The sequence below is a fragment of the Streptomyces sp. NPDC020917 genome (assembly GCF_044333795.1).
Lineage (GTDB): Bacteria > Actinomycetota > Actinomycetes > Streptomycetales > Streptomycetaceae > Actinacidiphila.
In genome coordinates, this window is record NZ_JBIRRR010000003.1 from 220,591 (window position 1) to 239,325 (window position 18,735).

At 72.3% G+C, this 18,735-nt stretch carries 12 protein-coding genes and 1 pseudogene; 4 read left to right on the plus strand and 9 right to left on the minus strand.

Annotation, left to right across the window (positions count from 1 at the left end):
• The first annotated feature begins 305 nt into the window (after positions 1-305).
• Together ACH4TG_RS08300 and ACH4TG_RS08305 are read left to right on the plus strand one after the other, a co-directional pair.
• Positions 306-1,493: a hypothetical protein gene (locus ACH4TG_RS08300; RefSeq protein ID WP_398241373.1), complete on the plus strand. Its 1,188-nt coding sequence runs from the start codon at positions 306-308 to the stop codon at positions 1,491-1,493.
• A 600-nt stretch (positions 1,494-2,093) separates the two neighbouring features.
• Positions 2,094-2,804, plus strand: coding sequence for an SDR family NAD(P)-dependent oxidoreductase (locus ACH4TG_RS08305; protein ID WP_398241374.1), 711 nt, complete (start codon positions 2,094-2,096; stop codon positions 2,802-2,804).
• Positions 2,805-3,778: 974 nt separating this feature from the next.
• Here ACH4TG_RS08305 and ACH4TG_RS08310 read toward each other — a convergent pair.
• Positions 3,779-4,417, minus strand: a complete 639-nt coding sequence (locus ACH4TG_RS08310) for a LysE family translocator (protein WP_398241375.1) — start codon at positions 4,415-4,417, stop codon at positions 3,779-3,781.
• Between the two features lie 353 nt (positions 4,418-4,770).
• Here ACH4TG_RS08310 and ACH4TG_RS08315 point away from each other — a divergent pair, with 353 nt between their 5' ends.
• Positions 4,771-5,340, plus strand: coding sequence for a Uma2 family endonuclease (locus ACH4TG_RS08315; RefSeq protein ID WP_398241376.1), 570 nt, complete (start codon positions 4,771-4,773; stop codon positions 5,338-5,340).
• Positions 5,341-6,228: 888 nt separating this feature from the next.
• Positions 6,229-8,778 carry a family 20 glycosylhydrolase gene (locus tag ACH4TG_RS08320; RefSeq protein ID WP_398241377.1) on the plus strand — a complete coding sequence of 850 codons (2,550 nt, stop codon included), beginning with the start codon at positions 6,229-6,231 and terminating at the stop codon, positions 8,776-8,778.
• Positions 8,779-8,824: 46 nt separating this feature from the next.
• Here ACH4TG_RS08320 and ACH4TG_RS08325 read toward each other — a convergent pair.
• The 8 genes and pseudogenes from ACH4TG_RS08325 to ACH4TG_RS08360 all read right to left on the minus strand — a co-directional run.
• Positions 8,825-8,958: pseudogene (locus ACH4TG_RS08325) on the minus strand (ABC transporter ATP-binding protein); the annotation flags it as partial.
• A 157-nt stretch (positions 8,959-9,115) separates the two neighbouring features.
• Complete coding sequence (locus ACH4TG_RS08330; protein ID WP_398241378.1) at positions 9,116-12,085, minus strand: polysaccharide lyase family 8 super-sandwich domain-containing protein; 2,970 nt, start codon at positions 12,083-12,085, stop codon at positions 9,116-9,118.
• 114 nt (positions 12,086-12,199) lie between these two features.
• A complete protein-coding gene (locus ACH4TG_RS08335) occupies positions 12,200-12,988 on the minus strand; it encodes a sugar phosphate isomerase/epimerase family protein (protein WP_398241379.1) in 789 nt (262 codons plus the stop codon).
• Between the two features lie 61 nt (positions 12,989-13,049).
• A complete protein-coding gene (locus ACH4TG_RS08340; protein WP_398241680.1) occupies positions 13,050-14,057 on the minus strand; it encodes a Gfo/Idh/MocA family protein in 1,008 nt (335 codons plus the stop codon).
• Positions 14,058-14,062: 5 nt separating this feature from the next.
• Positions 14,063-15,169: a LacI family DNA-binding transcriptional regulator gene (locus ACH4TG_RS08345; protein ID WP_398241380.1), complete on the minus strand. Its 1,107-nt coding sequence runs from the start codon at positions 15,167-15,169 to the stop codon at positions 14,063-14,065.
• 28 nt (positions 15,170-15,197) lie between these two features.
• Positions 15,198-16,079, minus strand: coding sequence for a carbohydrate ABC transporter permease (locus tag ACH4TG_RS08350; RefSeq protein ID WP_398241381.1), 882 nt, complete (start codon positions 16,077-16,079; stop codon positions 15,198-15,200).
• Positions 16,080-16,155: 76 nt separating this feature from the next.
• Positions 16,156-17,130, minus strand: a complete 975-nt coding sequence (locus tag ACH4TG_RS08355) for a carbohydrate ABC transporter permease (RefSeq protein ID WP_398241382.1) — start codon at positions 17,128-17,130, stop codon at positions 16,156-16,158.
• Positions 17,127-18,479, minus strand: a complete 1,353-nt coding sequence (locus ACH4TG_RS08360) for an ABC transporter substrate-binding protein (protein WP_398241383.1) — start codon at positions 18,477-18,479, stop codon at positions 17,127-17,129. The genes ACH4TG_RS08355 and ACH4TG_RS08360 overlap by 4 nt, the downstream gene beginning before the upstream one ends.
• Positions 18,480-18,735 lie beyond the last annotated feature (256 nt).

The window sequence follows — 18,735 nt, forward strand, 5'->3', positions numbered from 1 at the left end:
CCGAGCCAGACGCTCGCGCCGAGGAGGGCCGAGGTCAAGCTGAGCGCGCGGGGCACCGGAAGACCCCGCCAGGCCCTGGGTCCCCGTAGTTCGGTGCCGTGAGGCAGCACATCGGGGCAACCCTGCGCGCCAAGCCGTCAACGGGCCCGGCCAGACCAGGACGAACGGACCTGCCCCTTCGGGGCGGTGGGCACCTCCCAGGCGCAACTCTGGGGAACTTCCGCACCCTCGCCGGGCAGCACGGCCAGGCGGAACGGGGGGTTCCGGTGGTGGCGCCCGGGGGCGCGGTGACAGGATCCGGCTTCGTGTCCATGCCACAGATGCCCGCCGCAGGCGTGCCCGCCCCGTCCGACGTCCTGACCGTCCTGTCCCCGCCCGCGGACCTCGCGCGGCGCCGTGCCCGCAGCAACGCGATCCCGCTGGTGCTGGCCGCCGGCCTCCTCGCCTACGTCGCACTCGCCGCCGCGGACCTCATGCCCGGCAGCCGCGTGGACGGCAGGCTGTGGGGCGTGTTGTCGCTCGCCGGCCTTCTGGCGGGCTCCTGGCTCCCGCACTTGGTGCTGCGCGTGCTGGCGGGTCCCGCAGGACTGGCTCCCATCCGCGTCAGCGTCGGCGTTGGGCACTGGGGCGGGTCGAGGGTGCGGCGCGGACAACTCGTCGCCTTCCGCCAGGTACCGCTGTTCCCGGTGACCTGGCAACTCGCCCTGACCGGGCCCGAGGTCGGGCTGACTCGGCTGCGCGCGGCGTCAGCGGTCGCGCTGCTGGTGCCGGCCGGGGGCGCGGCCGCGCTGTTGGCGGCCGGCGGCCCGGCGGCCGCCGCGGGCTCGAGCTGCGCCGCCGTCGTGCTCTTCCAGGTCGCCGTCGGCATGCTGACGCGCCATGCGATCGTGGCGGTGCTCTTCCACTCGGCGTCCGGGGGGCTGCGCGAGCGGTTCGCCGAGTTGCGGCACGGCCCGGCCGAGCTGGCCGCCGCGCGGGCGCTGGCCGCGGGGCGTGTGACGGCGGCCCGCGAGGCGCTGGCCGAGCCGTGTGAAGCTCCGGACCCGACCCGGCTCATGCTGGAGGCGACGCTCGACCTCGCCGAGGGCCACGTCGAGCCGGCCGCCCGGCAGGCGCTGCTGCTGTACCGGCAGAGCCTCGTCGGCCCGAGGCAGGCGGCGGCCATGCGGATCTACGCCCAGGCGCTGGCCCAGGGGATCGCGGCGGGCCGGTGGACCGAGGAGGAGGCCGGGCCCGCGCTGGACGCGGCGGTGTCGACGTTGCGGGCATACGCTCCCCCGATGCTCAAGGCGTCCGAACTGCCGGCCGTACAGGCCAGAAGGCAGGGACGGACGCATGCGGCTGTCGCCCTGGCCAGGAGAGGGGCGGCGCTCGCGCCCGAAGCGTTCACGCGGGCTCGCGTGCTGGTGGTCCTTGCGGAGCTGCTCGACTCCGTCGGTAACGCGGACGAGGCCCGCGACGCCCTCCGCCAGTCCCAGCACCTCATCGCCTGACCGGTCGGCGCGCCCACATGGGCCACCGGGCGGCCTACGGCAACCCGCTGATCCGCGCGTTCGCACAGTCGGCGTCGGCGTCGGCACGGCGACGGGCTGAGGCGGCTGGCCGAGGTGGTCGGCTGCCTGCGGCATATGGGCACTCAGAAGGGTCCGTCAAGAGGCACCTTCCAGCTCGGAGGCCCTCGTCCACACGTCACGTGCCGGGCTTGCCTCGAAGACGGATGCCGGTCCTCGCTGGGCAAGCCCGCGGGTCCCCGAAGAGTCGACACGGCCGTTCGTGGAGCCGGCGGTGGACGCGCCGACGCTCGCTCGACGACCAGAACGCGCCCGCCGCCCCGCCATGCGGTAAGCAGGAGCAGTGGGAGGCTGCACGCTGCCCGACAGCCCGCCTACGCCCTGGGCCAGTACCCGTCGCCGAGGCGGTCACTCGCCCGTTCGATAGCGGTCGGCTATCCCTGACGCCGGCAAGAAGTCTTGGACGACAGTGCGGGCACCGGCTTGGCTTGTCGTGGGCACTCGTTCCCTTCCCGGTGTCGGTCTGCCGCCCGAGCAGCTGCCCGGGCGCCCACGACTCGCCCGTGAAAGGAGCGTTGCGACATGTCCACCGTGTCCTCTCAGGCCGCCCGGGAGCGCCGGGTGGCGGTCGTGACCGGCGGCGCAGGCGCGATCGGTGGTGCGATCGCCGCGCGGCTCGCCACCGATCACACCGTGGTCGTCCTCGACCGCACGGGCGACGTGCCGGTCGATCTGGGTGACCCCGACGACGTGCACCGAGCGGCGGGGTCGGTCCTGGACCGCTACAACCGCTGCGACGTCCTGGTCCACGCGGCCGCCATGACCGGCTTTGGGCCGTTCGAGGGGTACGAACTCCACCTGTGGCGCCAGGTCCAGGCCGTGAACGTCGAATCGCCGCTGCTGCTCGCCCAGGCTTTTACGCCTGGCATGCGCGAGCGCGGCTTCGGCCGGGTGATCTTCGTCGTGTCCAACACGTTCTGGCGTCCGTCGGGCGCGCACATGCTGGCCTACGTGGCGTCCAAGGGCGCGTTGGTCGGGATGACCCGGACCCTCGCCGTGGAACTCGGCGCCCACGGGATCTCGGTCACGGCCGTCGCCCCGGGCCTGACGCGCACCCCGGCAACCGACGTGGTGCCGACGGCGGAGTTCGACGAGGTCGCGGCCCATCAGGCGATGCCCAGACCGCTTGTCCCCGACGACTCCGCCGCCGTGGTGGCGATGCTCGCGGGCGACTCCGGCGCGGCCCTGACCGGCCAGGTCCTGACGGTCGACGGCGGCCTGGTGATGCGCTAGGCGGCAACCCGGCTTGCCCGTCCGGGCAGTTCGCGCTCGCCCCGATCACGCGCCCCCTCGGCCGACCCGCCTTGAGGGCGGTGCGGAGTGTCCGGGACGGCTATTCGTGGGCGCGGAGGAGCCAGCCGTGCTCCTCGGCGCAGCGCAGGGCACTGGCCACGAGACGGGTGACGGCGGCGGAGCGTGGGCGCGCGGACCACAGCAGGGACCACTCCACCCGCACTTCCGGCTGCACGAGGCGGTGCGCGGCGAAGCGTCGATCGGCCGCGGCGGCGTGGTGGGCGAGCTACGCAGCAGCCGCCGCGGCACTGGAACGCGCGGCGGAACTGACCCCCGCGCCGGAGCTGCGCGCCCGCCGCCTGCTGGCGGCCGCGCAGGCGGCCATGTTCGCCGGCCACCCGCAATGGGTCGGCGAGATGAGCGAACGCGTCGCCGACCTGGCCCAGGACCCCCGGCTGCGCGCTGAGGCCTCGCTGCTGGGCGGCTGGGCCCTGGGTGTCACGCTCCGCCACGAGGACGCGCTGGCGCTCCTGCTGGGCGTCGCTACCTCTCGCCCCGGACCGTGGGCTACCACCTGCACAAGATCTTCCCGAAGGTCGGCATCCACGCCAGGGCCCAGCTCCGCGACGCCCTCTCGCGCGATCAGCAGCGCTGACACCGCGGCGCAGCAGGTGTGCCAGCCGGATCGGCGGTGCGTGCCATGGCCTCGCCGAATACCACGGGTCCGGGAGCCGTCCGCGTGGCGCACTGCTCACGGCGCTGCTTCTGCGTACTGTCCTGCGTCGCGGGCGCGGTGGCGGAAACGGCTTGGGCAGCGGGACCGCCCGTCGGGCCGTTCCACCAGGTCAGGAGCGGCTACGGGTTCCCTGGAACGTGGTCCTGGTGCACGGCGGTTTCGCGGACGAGGAATGGTCGACAGGTGTGGATCAGTGCATCGCGCTTGGTTCGACAGAGCTGTGCCCGGTGCCGGGGCGTCAGTCGCTGAGGCTCAGGCGGAGGGCGAAGCCGGCGACCACGACGCCGGTGACGCGATCGAGGATCTTGCGGGCGTGCGGCTTGCGCAGCCAGCTGCCGAGGGCCGTGGCGGAGACGATGAGAGTCGAGGACCAGATCATGCCGAGGGTGATGTGGACGCTGGTCAGAAGGAGCCCCATCGGTAGGTGGGGCACGTCCGCCGGCATGAATTGCGGAAGGACCGCGACGTAGAAGACGCCCATCTTCGGGTTGAGCAGGTTGGTCAGCGTGCCCTGACGCCATCCCGCTGCCAGGGTGTCGGCTCCGGCGACGGCCTCAGCGGACTTCCGCGTGGCGTGGCCTTTCCCGCGGAAGCTGTCACGGATCATGCGCGTCGCCATCCACAGCAGGTAGCCGACGCCCGCCCAGCGCACGGTCTCGTAGGCGACGTGGGAGGCGGTCAGGAGCGCGGTCACGCCAAGTGAGGTGAGGGTTCCCCACAGCAGGGTGCCGGTCTGGATGCCGAGGACGACGCCCCAGGCGCGGGTTCTGCGTCCGAGGGCGGCGGTGCGGATGATGAGTGCGGTGTCGAGGCCCGGGGTGAGTGTCAGGAGCCCTACGACGAGAGCGAAGGACCAAAGTGCGGTGCTCATTGCCATGGAGGGCCATCCTATCGCCGGGGCGGCCGTGTCCTTCACGCGGCCGCCGCCTCGGACCGCTCGGCCGGGACGCTGTTCTCGAACCTGGCCGCGGAGCGGACCAGGGCCACGAGGGAGGCTCCTGGAGGGCGGTCCGGCGGGTGACACAGCGGCCGAGCCATGGCGGGCCGGGGCGCGGATGCCAGCGTCGCGCCGCAGCTGCGGCACGACCCTGATCATCACTGACTGTGACTGGTCCGAACGCGGCAGGTCCGTTCGCCACCGCGACCAGCTGCTGAGCACATGCGTGCGGGGGCGACACGGGCCCAGCGGCCGGGGCACACTGGAGACGGTCACAAGAGGAGGTGGAAGACGTGAGCGTTGCCAGCATCGAGCAGCACGGCGGGCCCTGGACCGTGGACGACGTCCTCGCCCTGGACGAGGACCGTAGGTACCGGTACGAGCTGGTCGGAGAGTCGCTGGTCATGTCCCCCGCCCCCGGTCTGCGCCACCAACGGGCCAGCCGCAGGCTCGCCAACCTCCTGGAGCAGGCCGCCCTCGCTGCCGGCGCCCCGGTCGAGGTACTGGAGGCCATCAACGTCACGCTGCCATCCGGCCTGGTCGTGCCGGACATCGTGGTTGCCGACGCGGGTGCGACCGCCGATGACGGCGTCTCCATCGACGCTGAGGCGGTCCTGCTGGTCGTCGAACTCGTCTCCCCCGGCAACGCAACGATGGACCGCAGGTTCAAGCCCATGCTGTACGCCGAGGCCGGCATCCCCGGCTACTGGCGGCTGGAGAGTGACCCCGCACCCATGCTGGTGATCTCTGAGCTGCACAGCGGCCGGTACGTCGAGCGCACCACCGCGTTGGCCGGCGCCGTCACCCGGGTCGACACGCCGTTCCCCTTCGAGATCGACCCTGCAGGGCTCGCCCACCAGTAGCGCAGCACGATCTGCGCCCGCGCTCGGTCACGGTGCGCGGTGCTGTGGCCGTAGGCCGCCCTCGCTGCCGGCGCCGTTCGGCAGCGGTCAGGACGATCGGGCGCACGGCGGCTACGGGCGAGGCAGGCGGGCCGTTCGGCAGGCGCGGATCAGGGCACCCGCCCCATGCCAGCCGACTGCCACCCCCCGTCAACGCACCCCGCACGGACGGTGGTTCCGTGCGGGGCATCGCCAGCATCAACGATGGCCTGCCCACCGCGGTCACCGCAGAGCCAGAATGCGCAGCGCTCGTCTGCGGCCTTGTCGACGCCGCCGCAGCATGCTGCCTCGCCGCCCGGGAGGAGGAAGTGGTCGAGGAGGGCGCCGCGATCCCGCCGCCGCCAGCACGACCTCTTATCGATTGGCAGAGGTGACGGTAAGTCACGAGTTCACACACGCCAACGCCTTACGCACACATAGCCCGAACCGACCGGCCACGCCTTGACGAGTCGCCGCGCCAAGCAGCGATCCAGACCCGCCACCACGGTCGACCGCGGCGTTTCGCACGGCCCTTCCCGCGGGCGGCAAGGGCCGCGACGAGGGCCGCTGAGCCGCTGAACCTCGCATCAGCCGACACCACTTCGCACCGGCGGGACCAGACGCCGGCTGGCTACCCTCACACTCTGCATCCAGCACTTGCCAGACTATCGATGAGTCCATTGACAGGCGAGGTGCCCGCTGTGACAGTGTTCCCCGCTGCCATCCACCAATAACTGGAGGCCCGCTGTGCTACGTCTGCGCAGAGCGTTGAGCGTGCTGGTTGCGGCATCGGGATTATGTGCGGGGGTGCTGGGTGCGGGCGGGACGTCCGCAGCGGTGGGGGCCGGGGTGGTCAACGCGCCACCTGGGGTGGAGCCTTCGCTGCAGCGGTGGGTCGGTGGCACTGGGGACTTCCAGCTGGGGGCCGGGGCCCGGATCGTCGTCGACCGGCGGTACGCCGATCAACTCGGCCAGGACGCGAGGGTGTTCGCGGCGGATGCCTCACAACTGACCGGGCTGGACCTGCGGGTGGTCGAGGCGGACAAAGCGGGGGCCGGGGATCTCTTTCTCACCCAGGGCGCGACCGAGATCGCCGCCTCCGGCTACCGGCTGACCGTAGACGGCTCCTCGGTGACCATCGCCGGAGTGGACCCGGCCGGGGCGTTCTACGGGGAGCAGACCGTCGAGCAGCTGCTCAAGCTCTCCCCGGGGCGGGACCGGCTGCCCCAAGGGCAGGCCGAGGACTGGCCGTTGTTCCGGACCCGCGGGATCCAGCTGGACGTGGCGCGGCATTTCCAGCCGGTCGCCGATGTCGAGCAGCAGATCCGGCTCGCGGCCTGGAACAAGATGGACGAGGTCCATATCCACTTCACCGACGACGAGGCCTTCCGGCTGCGCAGCAGCACATACCCCGGACTCGCCAACATCCAGTCCTACAGCCACTCCGACATCCAGTCGATCGTGGAGTACGCGCACCGCTACCACGTGGACCTTGTCCCCGAGATGGACGTTCCCGGGCACTCCCGGGTTCTGACGCACTACGACACCGGACTCGCCTTCACCTGCCCGGCGTTCGGCCTCGACGGCACCACCCACTACGCGCAGGGCGGTGTCGACCTGGACGTCACCAACCCCAGGACGCTCACCGTGGTGACCAACCTCCTCCAGGAGTTCGTCCCGCTCTTCCGCTACTCCTCGGTCTTCCACCTCGGCGGCGACGAGTACCCGGTCCACTCGCACCAGTCGGAATGCCCGGAACTGGTCGACTACGCCAAGGCCAACGGGTACGCCAGCACCCAGGACGTCTTCACCACATGGCAGAACAAGGTCGCGGCCGTGGTCAGCGGTCTCGGCAAGCGCCCTGAGATGTGGGACTGGTGGGACTACGCCGGCGGCGGCACCTACGGCCCGGACAAGAACGTGATCATCGACGGCTGGCTGGCCCCGGAGAGCGACTACACCAACCTCGGCTACGACACCGTGGGCACCGACGCCAGCGGTCTCTACATCGTCCCGGGGACGTACCCGGGGAACACCACTCACAGCTGGATCATCGCCAACGACGGTGACTACTACGCCAATTGGCACCCCCAGCCGAGCGCGCACCTGCTCGGGTACGAGGCCCCGGAGTGGGGCGACCGGCTCACCCCAGCGGACCCGGTCAGCTACATGCGGTCGTTCATCCCCCGGCCCCTGGAGATGCTCGCCGCGGTGACATGGGGCGGACCGCGGGCCTCGGACCTCTTCGCCTTCCAGGACCGGGTGGACGCGATCGGCGCACCCCCGGGCCTGCCGGAGCCGATCCCGTCCGGCGCCCGGACGCTGACCGGCAGCCCCTACAGCAGCGACGGCAGCCCGGCCGGGGCGGCCTTCGACGGGAATGTGCTGAGCGCCGTGTCGGTCGGCGGCGACACCGGGGGCGCGCCGGGGTATGCCGGTCTCGATCTGGGGGCCGCAGGGGCGGCGCCGGTCTCGGCGGTGCGCTTCGTACCCGCCATGGCGTCGATGACGGCCGGCAACGGGAGCGGCAACCCCGACCCCGCGAAGGACCCGGCCAGCGCGGCCGAGGACGCGATGATCGGCGGCACCTTCCAGGGCTGCACGGACGGCCCGGACAGCGGCTGCCACGTGCTGGCGACGGTGCGATGGCGGCCGACCGCGGACTGGAACGTGCTGCAGGTCACGGACATGACGGCCTACCGGTGGCTGCGGTATGTCGGCCCCTCCGGCGGCCGGGCGCAGACCGGGGAGGTGCAGTTCCTGACCGCCCCGGCGAGTGCGCTGCAGGTATCGGTGCGCGCGCCCGCGAGCATGGACTTCAACGGCGGCAACACCGTGACCGCCGTCATCACCAACGGCGGCAGCGAGCGGATCAGCGGCGTGCGACCGCAGTTGAGCGTGGCGTCGGTGAACGACGCCACGGCGCTGAGCTCCCACCTCCTGTCCGGGCCTGTCAATCTGGCCCCAGGACGGCAGGCGACCGTGCGCTGGCGGGTCTCGCTGCCACTGGCCGCGACAGTGGGCGGGTACCGGGTACAGGTCGACGCCGCCGTACCGGGCTCGCCCGGCGCACGCGCGACCGCCACGACCCAGGTCGACGGCCCATCGGTGGACGCCGTACCAGGCCCGGTGCGGCTGGCCCCGGGCGGCGCCGGGCAGCCGGTGAGCACCGCGATGCAGCTCACCAATCATTGGTCCAGACCAGTCGTGGTGGAGTGGCGGAACGCCTCGCCTGACTACGTCGGAAGCGGAGTCCTGGAGCCGGGCCGGGTGACCGTCCCGCCGCATGCCACCGTCACCGCCCAGGTCATCGTGCGGCCGATCACCGCCGGCCCGCTCCAGGTACCGCTCACCGTCACCGACGTGACCGGCGCCGAGGCCGTCCGCTGGGACGTCCAGCTCCCGATCGTCCAGGGCTGACCTCCGCCGATGCCGTGCGGCCGCCCCGATCAGGCGGCGGCCGCACTCCCGCCCCGTTCGGCCCCAGCAGGCCGAGGACCTGGCCGGGTTCGACGCGGAACGACAGGTCGCGCACCGCGTACCGGTCGGCGGACTTGGCTTGCTCAACCCGGTGATCTGCAGCGGCACGGCGGCCGGCGCCCGATCAGCCCTTTGTGTCGCTATGACCTGCCTGACGAACCCATGAACCATCCCTTACCCAGGGAGGAGGCGGTGGGCAGGTTCGTGCAGTCCGCGGCGTTCGAGGACGGCCGCGTCCGGCAGGCGGCCGTCCTCGCGCTGGGCGTCTACGCCGAGTTCACGCACGTCCTCCGCGTGGACGGGGACGACGCCGGCGCGGGATGGGGTGTGGCCGGTGCGAACTGGACGCGGGGGCGGTCAGGTCGAGGTGGAGGGTGGGTGGGGTGGTGGGGTCCTCGCGGGAGGTGAGGATGACAGCGAGGCCCGGGGCGTCCTCGGCGAGGGCGAAGGAGAGGGGACCGCTCGGGGTGGCGGGGACGTGGGCGGTCACGTCGAAGTCGAGGGTGGCCCGGGTCGTGGTGGCTGTGGCGGTGGACAGGGCGGCGCCGAGGGCGGGCTTGGTGTCCCAGGTCAACGCGGACTCCGTCCAGGCGGTGTCGGCGACGGCGTAGGCGGTGAGCTGGGTGGTGTCGCCGCCGCCGTCGGAGACGCGGCCGTAGGCCGAGAGGGTGGCGGCGCTGATCGGGCCGAGGACGGCGGAGGTGTCGAAGGCCAGGTAGGACTGGCGGGTGTAGCCGCTGCCGGTGGCGTTCTTGACGACCAGGGTGGTGGCGGTTCCGTAACCGGTCGCGGCGTAGGAGCCGTCCCGGACGTAGCCGTCAGCGACCGCGGGCAGGGTCGCGGAGGTGAGGGCGAAGGTGGCCTCGCGTGTGGCACCGGCCGCGCCGGCGAGGTCGAAGGCGAGGGTGAGGGTCGGCGTCGACTGCGTGACGGTGACGGCGTCGTCGGCGCTGATCAGCGTTCCGCCGAGGACGAGTTGGACCGTGACGGAGGTGGCCGCGCGGGACGGGTCGCAGACGCCGACCACCAGGTGGCCGCCGCTCTGCCGGGTGATGACGGAGCAGGGCGCGGAGACCGTGATGCCGCCCGCGGAGCCCGCCGTGAAGAAGTTCGCCGCGATGACACCGCTCGCGCTGTCGCGGACCGCCTGGACGGAGGCGGTGTTGGACAGCACGGTGACGGTGGGCGCGGCGGCGCGGGTTGCGGTGCGTTCCTTGGTGAAGCCGGGCAGCAGCACGTAGGCGTACGAGGCCGCGGCGGGCGCGGTGCCGTGGGACAGGCACAGGGAGACGTAGTGCCGGGCGAGCGTGTCGGTGGTGCCGGATACCGTGTTGATGTCCCTCCAGGCGCCGGTGCGGGCGGTGCGGGCGGCCTGCACAGTTGCGCCGCCGGGGAAGAGGTAGCCGCCGACTTCCGCCAGGTGGGCCCAGGACGCCCCGGTGAGGGTGTCTGTCCAGCCGAGCGTGCCCGGTTGGGCGGTGCCGTCCACGGTGAGGGTGTTGCCGCCGTCCGCGTGCAGGTTGCGGTTCTCCAGGGTGGTGACGACCTCGCCGCCGCTGCCCCCGCTGATGCCCGCGCCGAGGCAGGCGATCGAGTCGTCCAGGAAGAACCAGGACTTCCGCGCGGTCAGGGTGGAGCCGTACTGCTGGAAGTCCATGCCCGCGCAGCCGTACGTGCCCGACAGGCTCGCCCCGCCGACCCAGGTCGCGGTGGGGAGGGTGCCGGCGCCGGCGGCGTCGGCGAGGGTGCGGGTCTCCACGGTGGTGCCGGGCAGGCGGTGCGGGTCGGCGGTCGGCCAGTAGGCGTCGGTGAAGTGCGCCGGGTCGGCGGCGAGGTAGAGGTAGCCCATGCCGTCGCCGGTGTGCCAGCCGTGCAGGTTCTCGCCGTTCATCGACTCGTAGCGGGCGATGCGGGCCGAGGACATCGCAAGGGCGTAGGCCCAGCCGTCACCGCGGTGCACGACGCGGTCCATGGCGGGGAACTGGACGTGCCCGGCGGCTTCCGCGGCGGCCGTCACCGAGGCGTCGTCGAGGACCGGCCGCGCCAGGGCGATCGCCGGGACGGACGCGGTGTCGGCGTACGGTGCGTATGCCTCGCCCCGGGTGATCCAGCCCTTCGCCAGGCTCCTGAAGTGGTCGGCCTGCGCGGTGGTCGGGGCGGACGCGGCGGCCCGCAGCACGGCCTGGATGACGAAGTTGCCGTCCTCGAAGTCGGTTTCGCCCGGGCGGCTGACAGCCCTGCCACGTACCGCGTCCATGCACAGCCCGTTCCATATCCACGGCCGGAACGCGGTGTCGACCGAGGTGTACACGTGGGCGGACAGCGGGTCGGTGATGGCCCAGTCGGAGCCGGCCAGGAGTTGGAAGAGCGCGGCGAGGTCGCGTAGCAGGACCATGCCGTAGGTGCCGGTGTAGGGGATGGTGGTGTGCTGGACGAACGACCCGTCGGCGTACAGCCCGTCGCCGGAGGTGACGTACGGGAAGGCGTCGGACAGTGCGGTGACGGCCGTGGCGATGCGCTCGCTGCTGCCGCCGAGGATGCCCCGCACGGCGACGACCTGGCACAGGTCCACGCGGTTGGCGCCGGTGGACGTCGACCGGGCCGAGCCGTACTTGTTGAAGGCCGGGTCGGGGACGAAGTGGTCGACCGCGGCGAGGTAGCCGTCCAGCTGGTCCGACGAGAGCAGCGGGTGGACGAGGACGGCCGCGCTGGTCAGCGCTGCGGGCGAACCGATCTCCCACTCCCACCAGTTGCCGGATTCGGCGGTGTCGGTGTTGTACACCTGGGCGTGGAGGAAGTCGAGGCCGGTGACGACGGCCGCGCCGAGCGCGGGGTTGCCGTACAGGGCGCGCGCGGTGCCGTCGGTGGCGGTGGTGCCGGGGGTGGCGTACGCGGTCGCCATGGTCGCCAACTGCTTGTAGCTGCTGGTCATGTTGGCCGGGGTGGTGAGGGTGAGGCCCGGCCACAGGCTGTTCGCGGCGGCGTCGGCGGACAGGGAGTTCCACTGGCCGGTGGCGCTGGTGGACAGGTCCTTCAGGGCGGTGGTGTAGGCGTCGTCGGTGGGGTCGATGGCACCGCCGGTGACGATCTCGGCCCACAGGGCGCGCAGGGCGGCGTACGCGTCGTCCGCCCGGGCGGGTGCGGCGCCCGGGCCGAGCTGGACCGCACCCGCCAGACCGCCGAGGGCGAGGGCGGCCGCCGCCAGGAATCCGCGCCGGCCGAGGTGTCCTGCAGGGGTGTCGTGCATGGTGTGCCTCCACGGTGAAAGGGGGTTTCCAGGGGCTCGTGCAGGAGGGTCCGCAGGGTGCGGCGTGGTGCTGTGCGGCGTGGCGTGGCGTGGTGTGGTGCGGCGTGGTGCGCCCTACGAAGGGGTGGCGTACGGCTGGGGCGCGGCCTCGTTCGCCGGTTCGCCGGGAGCCGGTTCGCCGAAGGCGTGGCGGAGGGCTTCGGAGAGCGCGGGTGCCTGCGGGAACCACCGCTTCTCCCACTCCAGGCAGAGCCAGCCGCGGTAGTCCTCGGCCGCGAGCGCGGCGTGCACCTCGGTCAGCGGGACCGCCCCGGTGCCGGGCAGTACGGGGCGGGGGTCGTCGCTGGTGGCCGCGTCCTTGATCTGTACGTGGTGCAGCCAGGGCGCCAGTACGGTGACCGACTCGGCCGGGCTCTCCCCCGCACGCCAGGTGTGCAGCACGTCCCAGACCGCGCCCACGGCGTGGTGGTCCACGGCTTCGAGGACCCGCGCCACGTCCGCGGCTGCGGGGTGCGAGTCGTGGGTCTCCAGCAGCAGCCGCGTGCCGGCGTCGGCTGCCCGCCCCGCTGCCGCACGCAACCGCCGTACCGCGCGGGCGTCCGCCTCCGGCCCGGGGCGCGCCGCACCGGCGAACACGCGCACGCCCGCCGCTCCCACGTCGGCGGCCAGGTTCAGCAGTGCGTCCAGCCGCTCCGCGCACTCCTCGTCCCGGCTCGCCTCCTCCGCGACCCGCACGTACGTGGACAGCCACAGGGCGCGCACCCCGGCCGCACGCAACCGGGCGGCCACCCGGACCCGTTCGGCCGGCGGCGATGCGGGGGTGAGCAGCCCCTCGGGCGGCGCGCAGCGCAGTTCCACGCCGGTGCAGCCGTACGCGGCGGCCAGCCGGGCCACTTCGCCCACGTCCGCGTCCGGGCAGCCGAGTGTGCTGAACGCCCGCCGTCCGCACGGCACTTCATGCCGCTCAGGCAACGGACGCCTCTACCGTGGGCAGCGGGACGACCCGGCCGCCCGCGGCGCAGGAGGCGTAGACGGACTCGACGGTCTCGATGACCTGGAGGCCGTAGGAGGCGGGTACGGCGGGGGGCTGCTCGCCGCGGACCGCCGCGGCGAACGCGGCGAGTTGGTCGAGGAACGCGGTGGGGACGTCGGCGGCGGTCTCCTCGGCCAGGACGACAGGTCCGGTGCCGTCGTCCGGGTGGAGCACCGCGCCGCTACCGCGGGACACGCGGATGGTGCCGCGTTCGCCGATCACGGTGAGTTCGTCGCGGGCGGGCAGTCGGGTGCTGGTGACCGTGATGTGCCCGGCGATCCCGCCCTCCAGTTCGATGCGGGCCAGGACGTCGGTCTCCACGGCCAGGTCCCCGCGGTGGACCGCGGTGGCCGCCACCGCGACGGGGCGCCGGCCGGTCAGCCACAGAAGCCGGTCCACGCAGTGGGTGCCGATGTTGATGAACACGCCGCCGCCGGAGACGGCGGGGTCGAAGAACCACGCAGGACGCGTGCCGGGCCCGTAGTCGGTGCTGCGCCAGTCGTGGACGGCGCGCACGGCACCGACGGCGCCCGCGTCGATCGCGGCCTTGGCGGCGGCGACCGGGGGCAGGAAGTGCTGGATGTGGCCGACGAACAGGACCACCCCGGCGTCCGCGCAGGCGCTCGCCATGAGGGCGCAGTCCGCGGCGCGCGTGGCCATGGGCTTCTCGACCAGCACGTGCAGGCCCGCGGCCGCGGCGGCGGTGACGATGCCGGTGTGCAGGGCGTGCGGGGTGTTGACGACGACGGCGTCCACCGCGCCGGAGGCGACGAGTTCGCGGTGGTCGGTGAAGACCGCGGCGTCCAGCGGCCCGGCGACGCGGCGCGCGGTGTCGGCGACGATGTCGCAGACCGCCGTCACCCGCACGCCGGGGGTGGCGGCGGCGGCTTCGGCGTGCAGCACGCCCACGGCGCCGGCGCCGATCAGGCCGAGCCTCATGTCGGTCACGTGGTGCTCTCCTCGGAGGTCGTGGTCCCGGTGTGCTGCGTGGCTCCGCAGGACTGCCGGACGATGATGGCCGGGCGCAGCAGGACCCGGCTGAGGGCGAGTTGCGGGTCGTCGAGGCGGCGCAGCAGGGTGCGTGCCGCGGCCTGGCCGAGCTGCCGTTTGGGGGGTGCGACGGCGGTCAGCGGGATGTCGGCGACTTCGGCGATCTCGTCGTCGTAGGCGACCAGGGCGAGGTCGCCGGGCACGGTGAGGCCGGCGCGGCGGGCGGCGCCGAGCAGCAGTGCGGCCTGCCGGTCGCCGAAGCAGACGGCGGCGGTCACCTCGGCTTCGCGCAGTGCCGCCAGGCATCGGTCGGCTGCCGCGGGGCTCCACTCCTGGCGGGCGGCGCGGAACTCCACGGTGGCCAGGCCCCGTTCGCCCGCCGCCTGGTGGAAGCCCTCGGCGACCGGGCCTGAGGTGGGGCTGGGGTCGCGCAGGACCAGGCCGATCGCCTGGTGGCCGAGGCCGGCGAGGTGGCGGACCGCGTCGTAGGCACCGGCTTCGTGGTGGGTGCAGACGTATTCGTTGGTGCTTTCCAGGGAGGCGTCGCGCCGCTCGACCAGCACGGTCGGCACGGGCAGTGCCGCGAGCCGCGCGAGGTAGTCCCTGGCCGGCTCTGGCCCGTTGAGGGTGGGGACGAGGAGCAGGCCGTCGACCCCGGCCTCCAGCATGTCGCGTACGTCCTTGTCCTCGCGCTTCTGGTCGTAGTCGGAGCAGGCGAACAGCAGCCGGGCGCCCGCGGCGGACAGGGTCTCCTCGATGCCGCGCAGGACCTTCGGGTAGTAGAAGGCGGTGTCGGGGACGCTCACGCCGACCAGGGCGCGGCCGGGGCCGGGGGCGCTGGGCGGGACGACGAAGGTGCCCGAGCCCTGCCGCCGGACCACCAGGCCCTCGGCGACGAGTTCGTCGACGGCGCGGCGCACCGTGCTCACCGAGGTACCGCTGCTCGCGGCGAGTTCCTTCTCGGTGGGCAGCCGTCCGTCGGCCGGCCAGACGCCTTGGCGCATCTGCTGCCGCAGCTCGGCGGCCAGTTGACGGAATTTCAGCTCGTGGGCTGCGGTCATGGTGTCCTCAATCCCCCTGTGGCTCGGCTCACTTGACGGAGCCGACGGTCATTCCCTCGATGATCCGACGGCCCAGCCATACGTAGCAGGCGAGCACGGGAAGGACGACGAGAGCCACGCCGGCGAACAGACCTCCCCAGTCGGCGCCGTTGTACTGCATCTGCTGGAGGAAGCCGAGCAGCGCCAGCGACAGGGTCTGGTGGTCGGTGGTCTGGATGAAGACGAGGGCGAAGACCGTCTCACCCCAGTGCTGGATGATGTTGAGGATCAGTACGGTGACCAGTCCGCCGCGCGCCATCGGCAGCATGATCTGCCAGAAGGTCCGCAGCGGTGTGGCGCCGTCCAGCGCGGCGGCCTCCTCCAGTTCGACCGGGAGGGTGGCGAAGAAGCCGGTGAGGAAGAACACGGCGAACGGCAGGGAGGTCGCCACGTACACGACGACCAGGCCGAACAGGCTGTTGACCAGTTGGAGCCGGTTCATGAACACGAACAGCGGCAGCATCGCCATCTGGGCGGGGATGCCCAGGCCCAGGGCGAAGGACAGGGTGAGCACGGAGTTGATCCGGGTGGTGATGCGGCTGAGGGCGTAGGCGGCGGGTGCGGCCAGCAGGACGGTGATCGCGGCGGTGCCGCCCACGACCACGACGGTGTTGAGCGCGGCGTGCCCGAACTGCCCGCCGGTCCAGGCCCGTGCGTAGTTCCCCCAGCTGAGGGTGTGCGGGAGCCGCCAGGGCGAGCTGAAGATCGCGTCGGAGGTCTTCACGGACGACAGCAGCAGCCACAGGGCGACGAAGACGTTGAAGGCGGCGAACAGCCAGACCAGGGGGACGCCGAACAGCCGGCCGGCGGTGAGCCGGCGCAGCCGGCGGGCGAGCGGGCCGGGTGAGCGGCCGGGACTGGCGACAGCCATCGGGAATGCCTCCGTGACGAGGGGGTGCGGAACGGTCGGGGTCGGGTCGGGGCCGCCCGGGACTGCTGGGGGCGGCTCAGTACTGCACGGAGTCGCGGCGCATGAGCCGGCGGATCAGGACGACGAGCACGCCGACGAGGGCGAGCATGACGACGGCGCTGGCGGCGGCGGAGCCGTAGCGGGGGACGCCGCCGGACGCGAACGCCTCGCCGTAGGTGTACAGCGCGGTGTTCCACACGCCGGTGTCGGGCATCTGGCCCGCGGCGCCGGCGAAGGCGTAGATGAACTCGAAGACCTTCACCGCGGAGATGGTCCACAGCACCGCGCACACGCCGACCACGTCCCACATCAGCGGCAGGGTGACGTGCCGGAACTTCTGCAGGGCGTTGGCGCCGGCCAGGTCGCAGTCCTCGTAGAGCTCCGGCGGGATCTGGTCGACGGCGGCCATCAGGATGGTGGTGTAGAAGCCGGTGGAGGTCCACACCAGGCCGATCATGATGACCTTGAAGAGGTTCTCCTGGCCGAGCCAGTTGACGGCGGGCAGGCCGGTGGCCTTCGTGACGGAGTCGACCGGGCCGCCCTGCTGGAAGAGGAATCCCCACAGGATCGCGATGACGACGCTGGGCACGATGTTGGGGAAGAAGAGGATGGAGCGGGCGGCCTTGCGGCCCTTCATGTCGCGCAGGACCATGGTCAGCCCGAAGGAGACCAGGAAGGTCAGCCCGCCCGCGCCGAAGATGATCCAGAGGGTGTTGGTGAAGGAGTGCCGGAACGTCGGGTCCTGGAAGAGCCTTCGGTAGTTGTCCAGGCCCGTGAAGGTCATGGGGCCGGCCCCGGCCCACTTGTTGAGGCTCAGCCAGAGGGTGAACAGCGACGGGCCGGCGAAGAAGACGACGTACACGGCGGCGGCGGGCAGCACCAGCGGCCAGAACAGCTTCCGGCGGCGGGCGGTGAGCGGGCTGTGCCGGATGCCGCCCGGCCCGGCGGTGGAGCGCCGCCGGGCTGCGGCGGGTGCGGCCCGGCCCGGGCGCAGCGTGTCGGTGGCCGTCACGAGGCCGTCTTCCAGTAGGAGGCGGAGTTGGCGGCGAGCTTGTCCGCGAAGGACTGAGCGGTGAGGTGGCCGGTGAGGAAGCTGGTGTTCAGCGGGAGGAACACCTTGGTGTACCACTCGGCGGCGGTCTCCTTCACACCGTCCAGGGTCTTGACGACGTTCCCGGCGGTGAGCGCCTTCTGCGCGTCGGCGAGTTCGACGGGGGCGGCGATGTCCGCGCGGGGGGTGATGTTCTTGGCCTGGGTGGCGATGCCCTGGAGGCGTTCCTTGGCGAGGAAGTAGGCGATGAACTTCTGTGCGGCCGCGGCGTGCCGGGCCTTCTTCGGGATGGAGAACCCGATGAGGGAGATGTCCTGGGAGGTGTCGCCGCCGGAGGTGAAGGCCGGGAACGGGAAGGAGCGGTAGGCGAAGGCGGAGGAGGCGAACGTCGAGGTCTCGCTGGGCGCGAAGGTGCCCAGGAGCAGGAAGTCGGACTTGCCCTTGGCCCACTTCTGCTGGACTGCGGGCCACTTGGAGCCGTCGTACCCCTTGGTGAAGTCGTCGGCCTTGACGAGTGCCTCGACGTGGCGCAGCGCGTCGACGAAGCCGTCCGCCTTCAGCAGTGCGCCGCTCTTGTCGGTGGCGGCCTTGCCGAAGGCGCCGGGGCCGAGGTCGCGCAGCACCGCGTAGTACGTCCAGTAAGCGGCGTAGTCGGGGACGTCGGCGTCCAGCGCGAGCGGGCCGTCGCCGCGGGACGCCTTGCGCGAGGCCAGCAGGTCACTGAACTCCGCCCAGGTGGCGGGGGGTTGGGCGGCGACGTCGGGGAGGGCGTGGCCGTCGTACCAGATCTGGGTGGTGATGATCTCGTAGGGGATCTGCCACAGGGTGCCGGCGGTGGTGCTGAGGGAGTGGTACTTGGCGGGGACGACGCTGCCGACGGTGCTGCCGCTCTCCCCCGGGATCGGCAGTTTCAGTACCGGGGTGAGGTCGAGGGCCTGACCGGTGGCCTGGAGCTGGGCGTAGGCGAAGCGGTCGGCGGAGTCGACCAGGTCGGCGGGGACGTTCCCGGTGTTGAGGGTGGGTGCCAGTTGCTGGATGACCTGGCGGCCCTTCCACTGGACGCTGACCTTGATGCCGGTGTCCTTGGTGAACTGCGCGATCGCCGCCTGGAGCACCTTGGCCTGGGGTTCGTCCTGCTTCCACATCGACCAGTAGGTGAACGAGTCGGCGCCGCCCCCGCCCGAGGCCGAGCCGGAGCCGCAGGCGGCGGTGAGCCCGGCGGCCGTGGCGAGGACCGCGCCGAGGACGGCACGGCGGGAGAAGGGACGGCCGGTCTTCGCGGCGTCCGTGGACTGTCTGGCAGCGGACATACCTGCACTCCTCGGGTGACGGTGACCCTGGGTCGGGGAAGGCGTGGCCATATGATTGCCTCAGGACATTGACGAGAACAAGCGGTGTCCGAGGGTATGAATTGCAGATGACTCGCGCGTTGCATGGATCGTTGCAGGAATGTTTCCGGCGCCAGAGTGAGCCGCACCATGATTCATTAGCGATTCATACGCTCGCAGCGATTGACTGCTCCCGCCGTCGGCACTGAGCATGTGAGGCGTCCAGGGGGCCGAACGT

Excerpts from the sequence above, each read along its gene's own strand:
- ACH4TG_RS08310 (WP_398241375.1), bottom strand. The coding sequence starts at position 4,417 with ATGGCAATGAGCACCGCACTTTGGTCCTTCGCTCTCGTCGTAGGGCTC.
- ACH4TG_RS08330 (WP_398241378.1), bottom strand. The coding sequence starts at position 12,085 with ATGCACGACACCCCTGCAGGACACCTCGGCCGGCGCGGATTCCTGGCG.
- ACH4TG_RS08340 (WP_398241680.1), bottom strand. The coding sequence starts at position 14,057 with ATGAGGCTCGGCCTGATCGGCGCCGGCGCCGTGGGCGTGCTGCACGCC.
- ACH4TG_RS08345 (WP_398241380.1), bottom strand. The coding sequence starts at position 15,169 with ATGACCGCAGCCCACGAGCTGAAATTCCGTCAACTGGCCGCCGAGCTG.
- ACH4TG_RS08350 (WP_398241381.1), bottom strand. The coding sequence starts at position 16,079 with ATGGCTGTCGCCAGTCCCGGCCGCTCACCCGGCCCGCTCGCCCGCCGG.
- ACH4TG_RS08305 (WP_398241374.1), top strand. The coding sequence starts at position 2,094 with ATGTCCACCGTGTCCTCTCAGGCCGCCCGGGAGCGCCGGGTGGCGGTC.
- ACH4TG_RS08360 (WP_398241383.1), bottom strand. The coding sequence starts at position 18,479 with ATGTCCGCTGCCAGACAGTCCACGGACGCCGCGAAGACCGGCCGTCCC.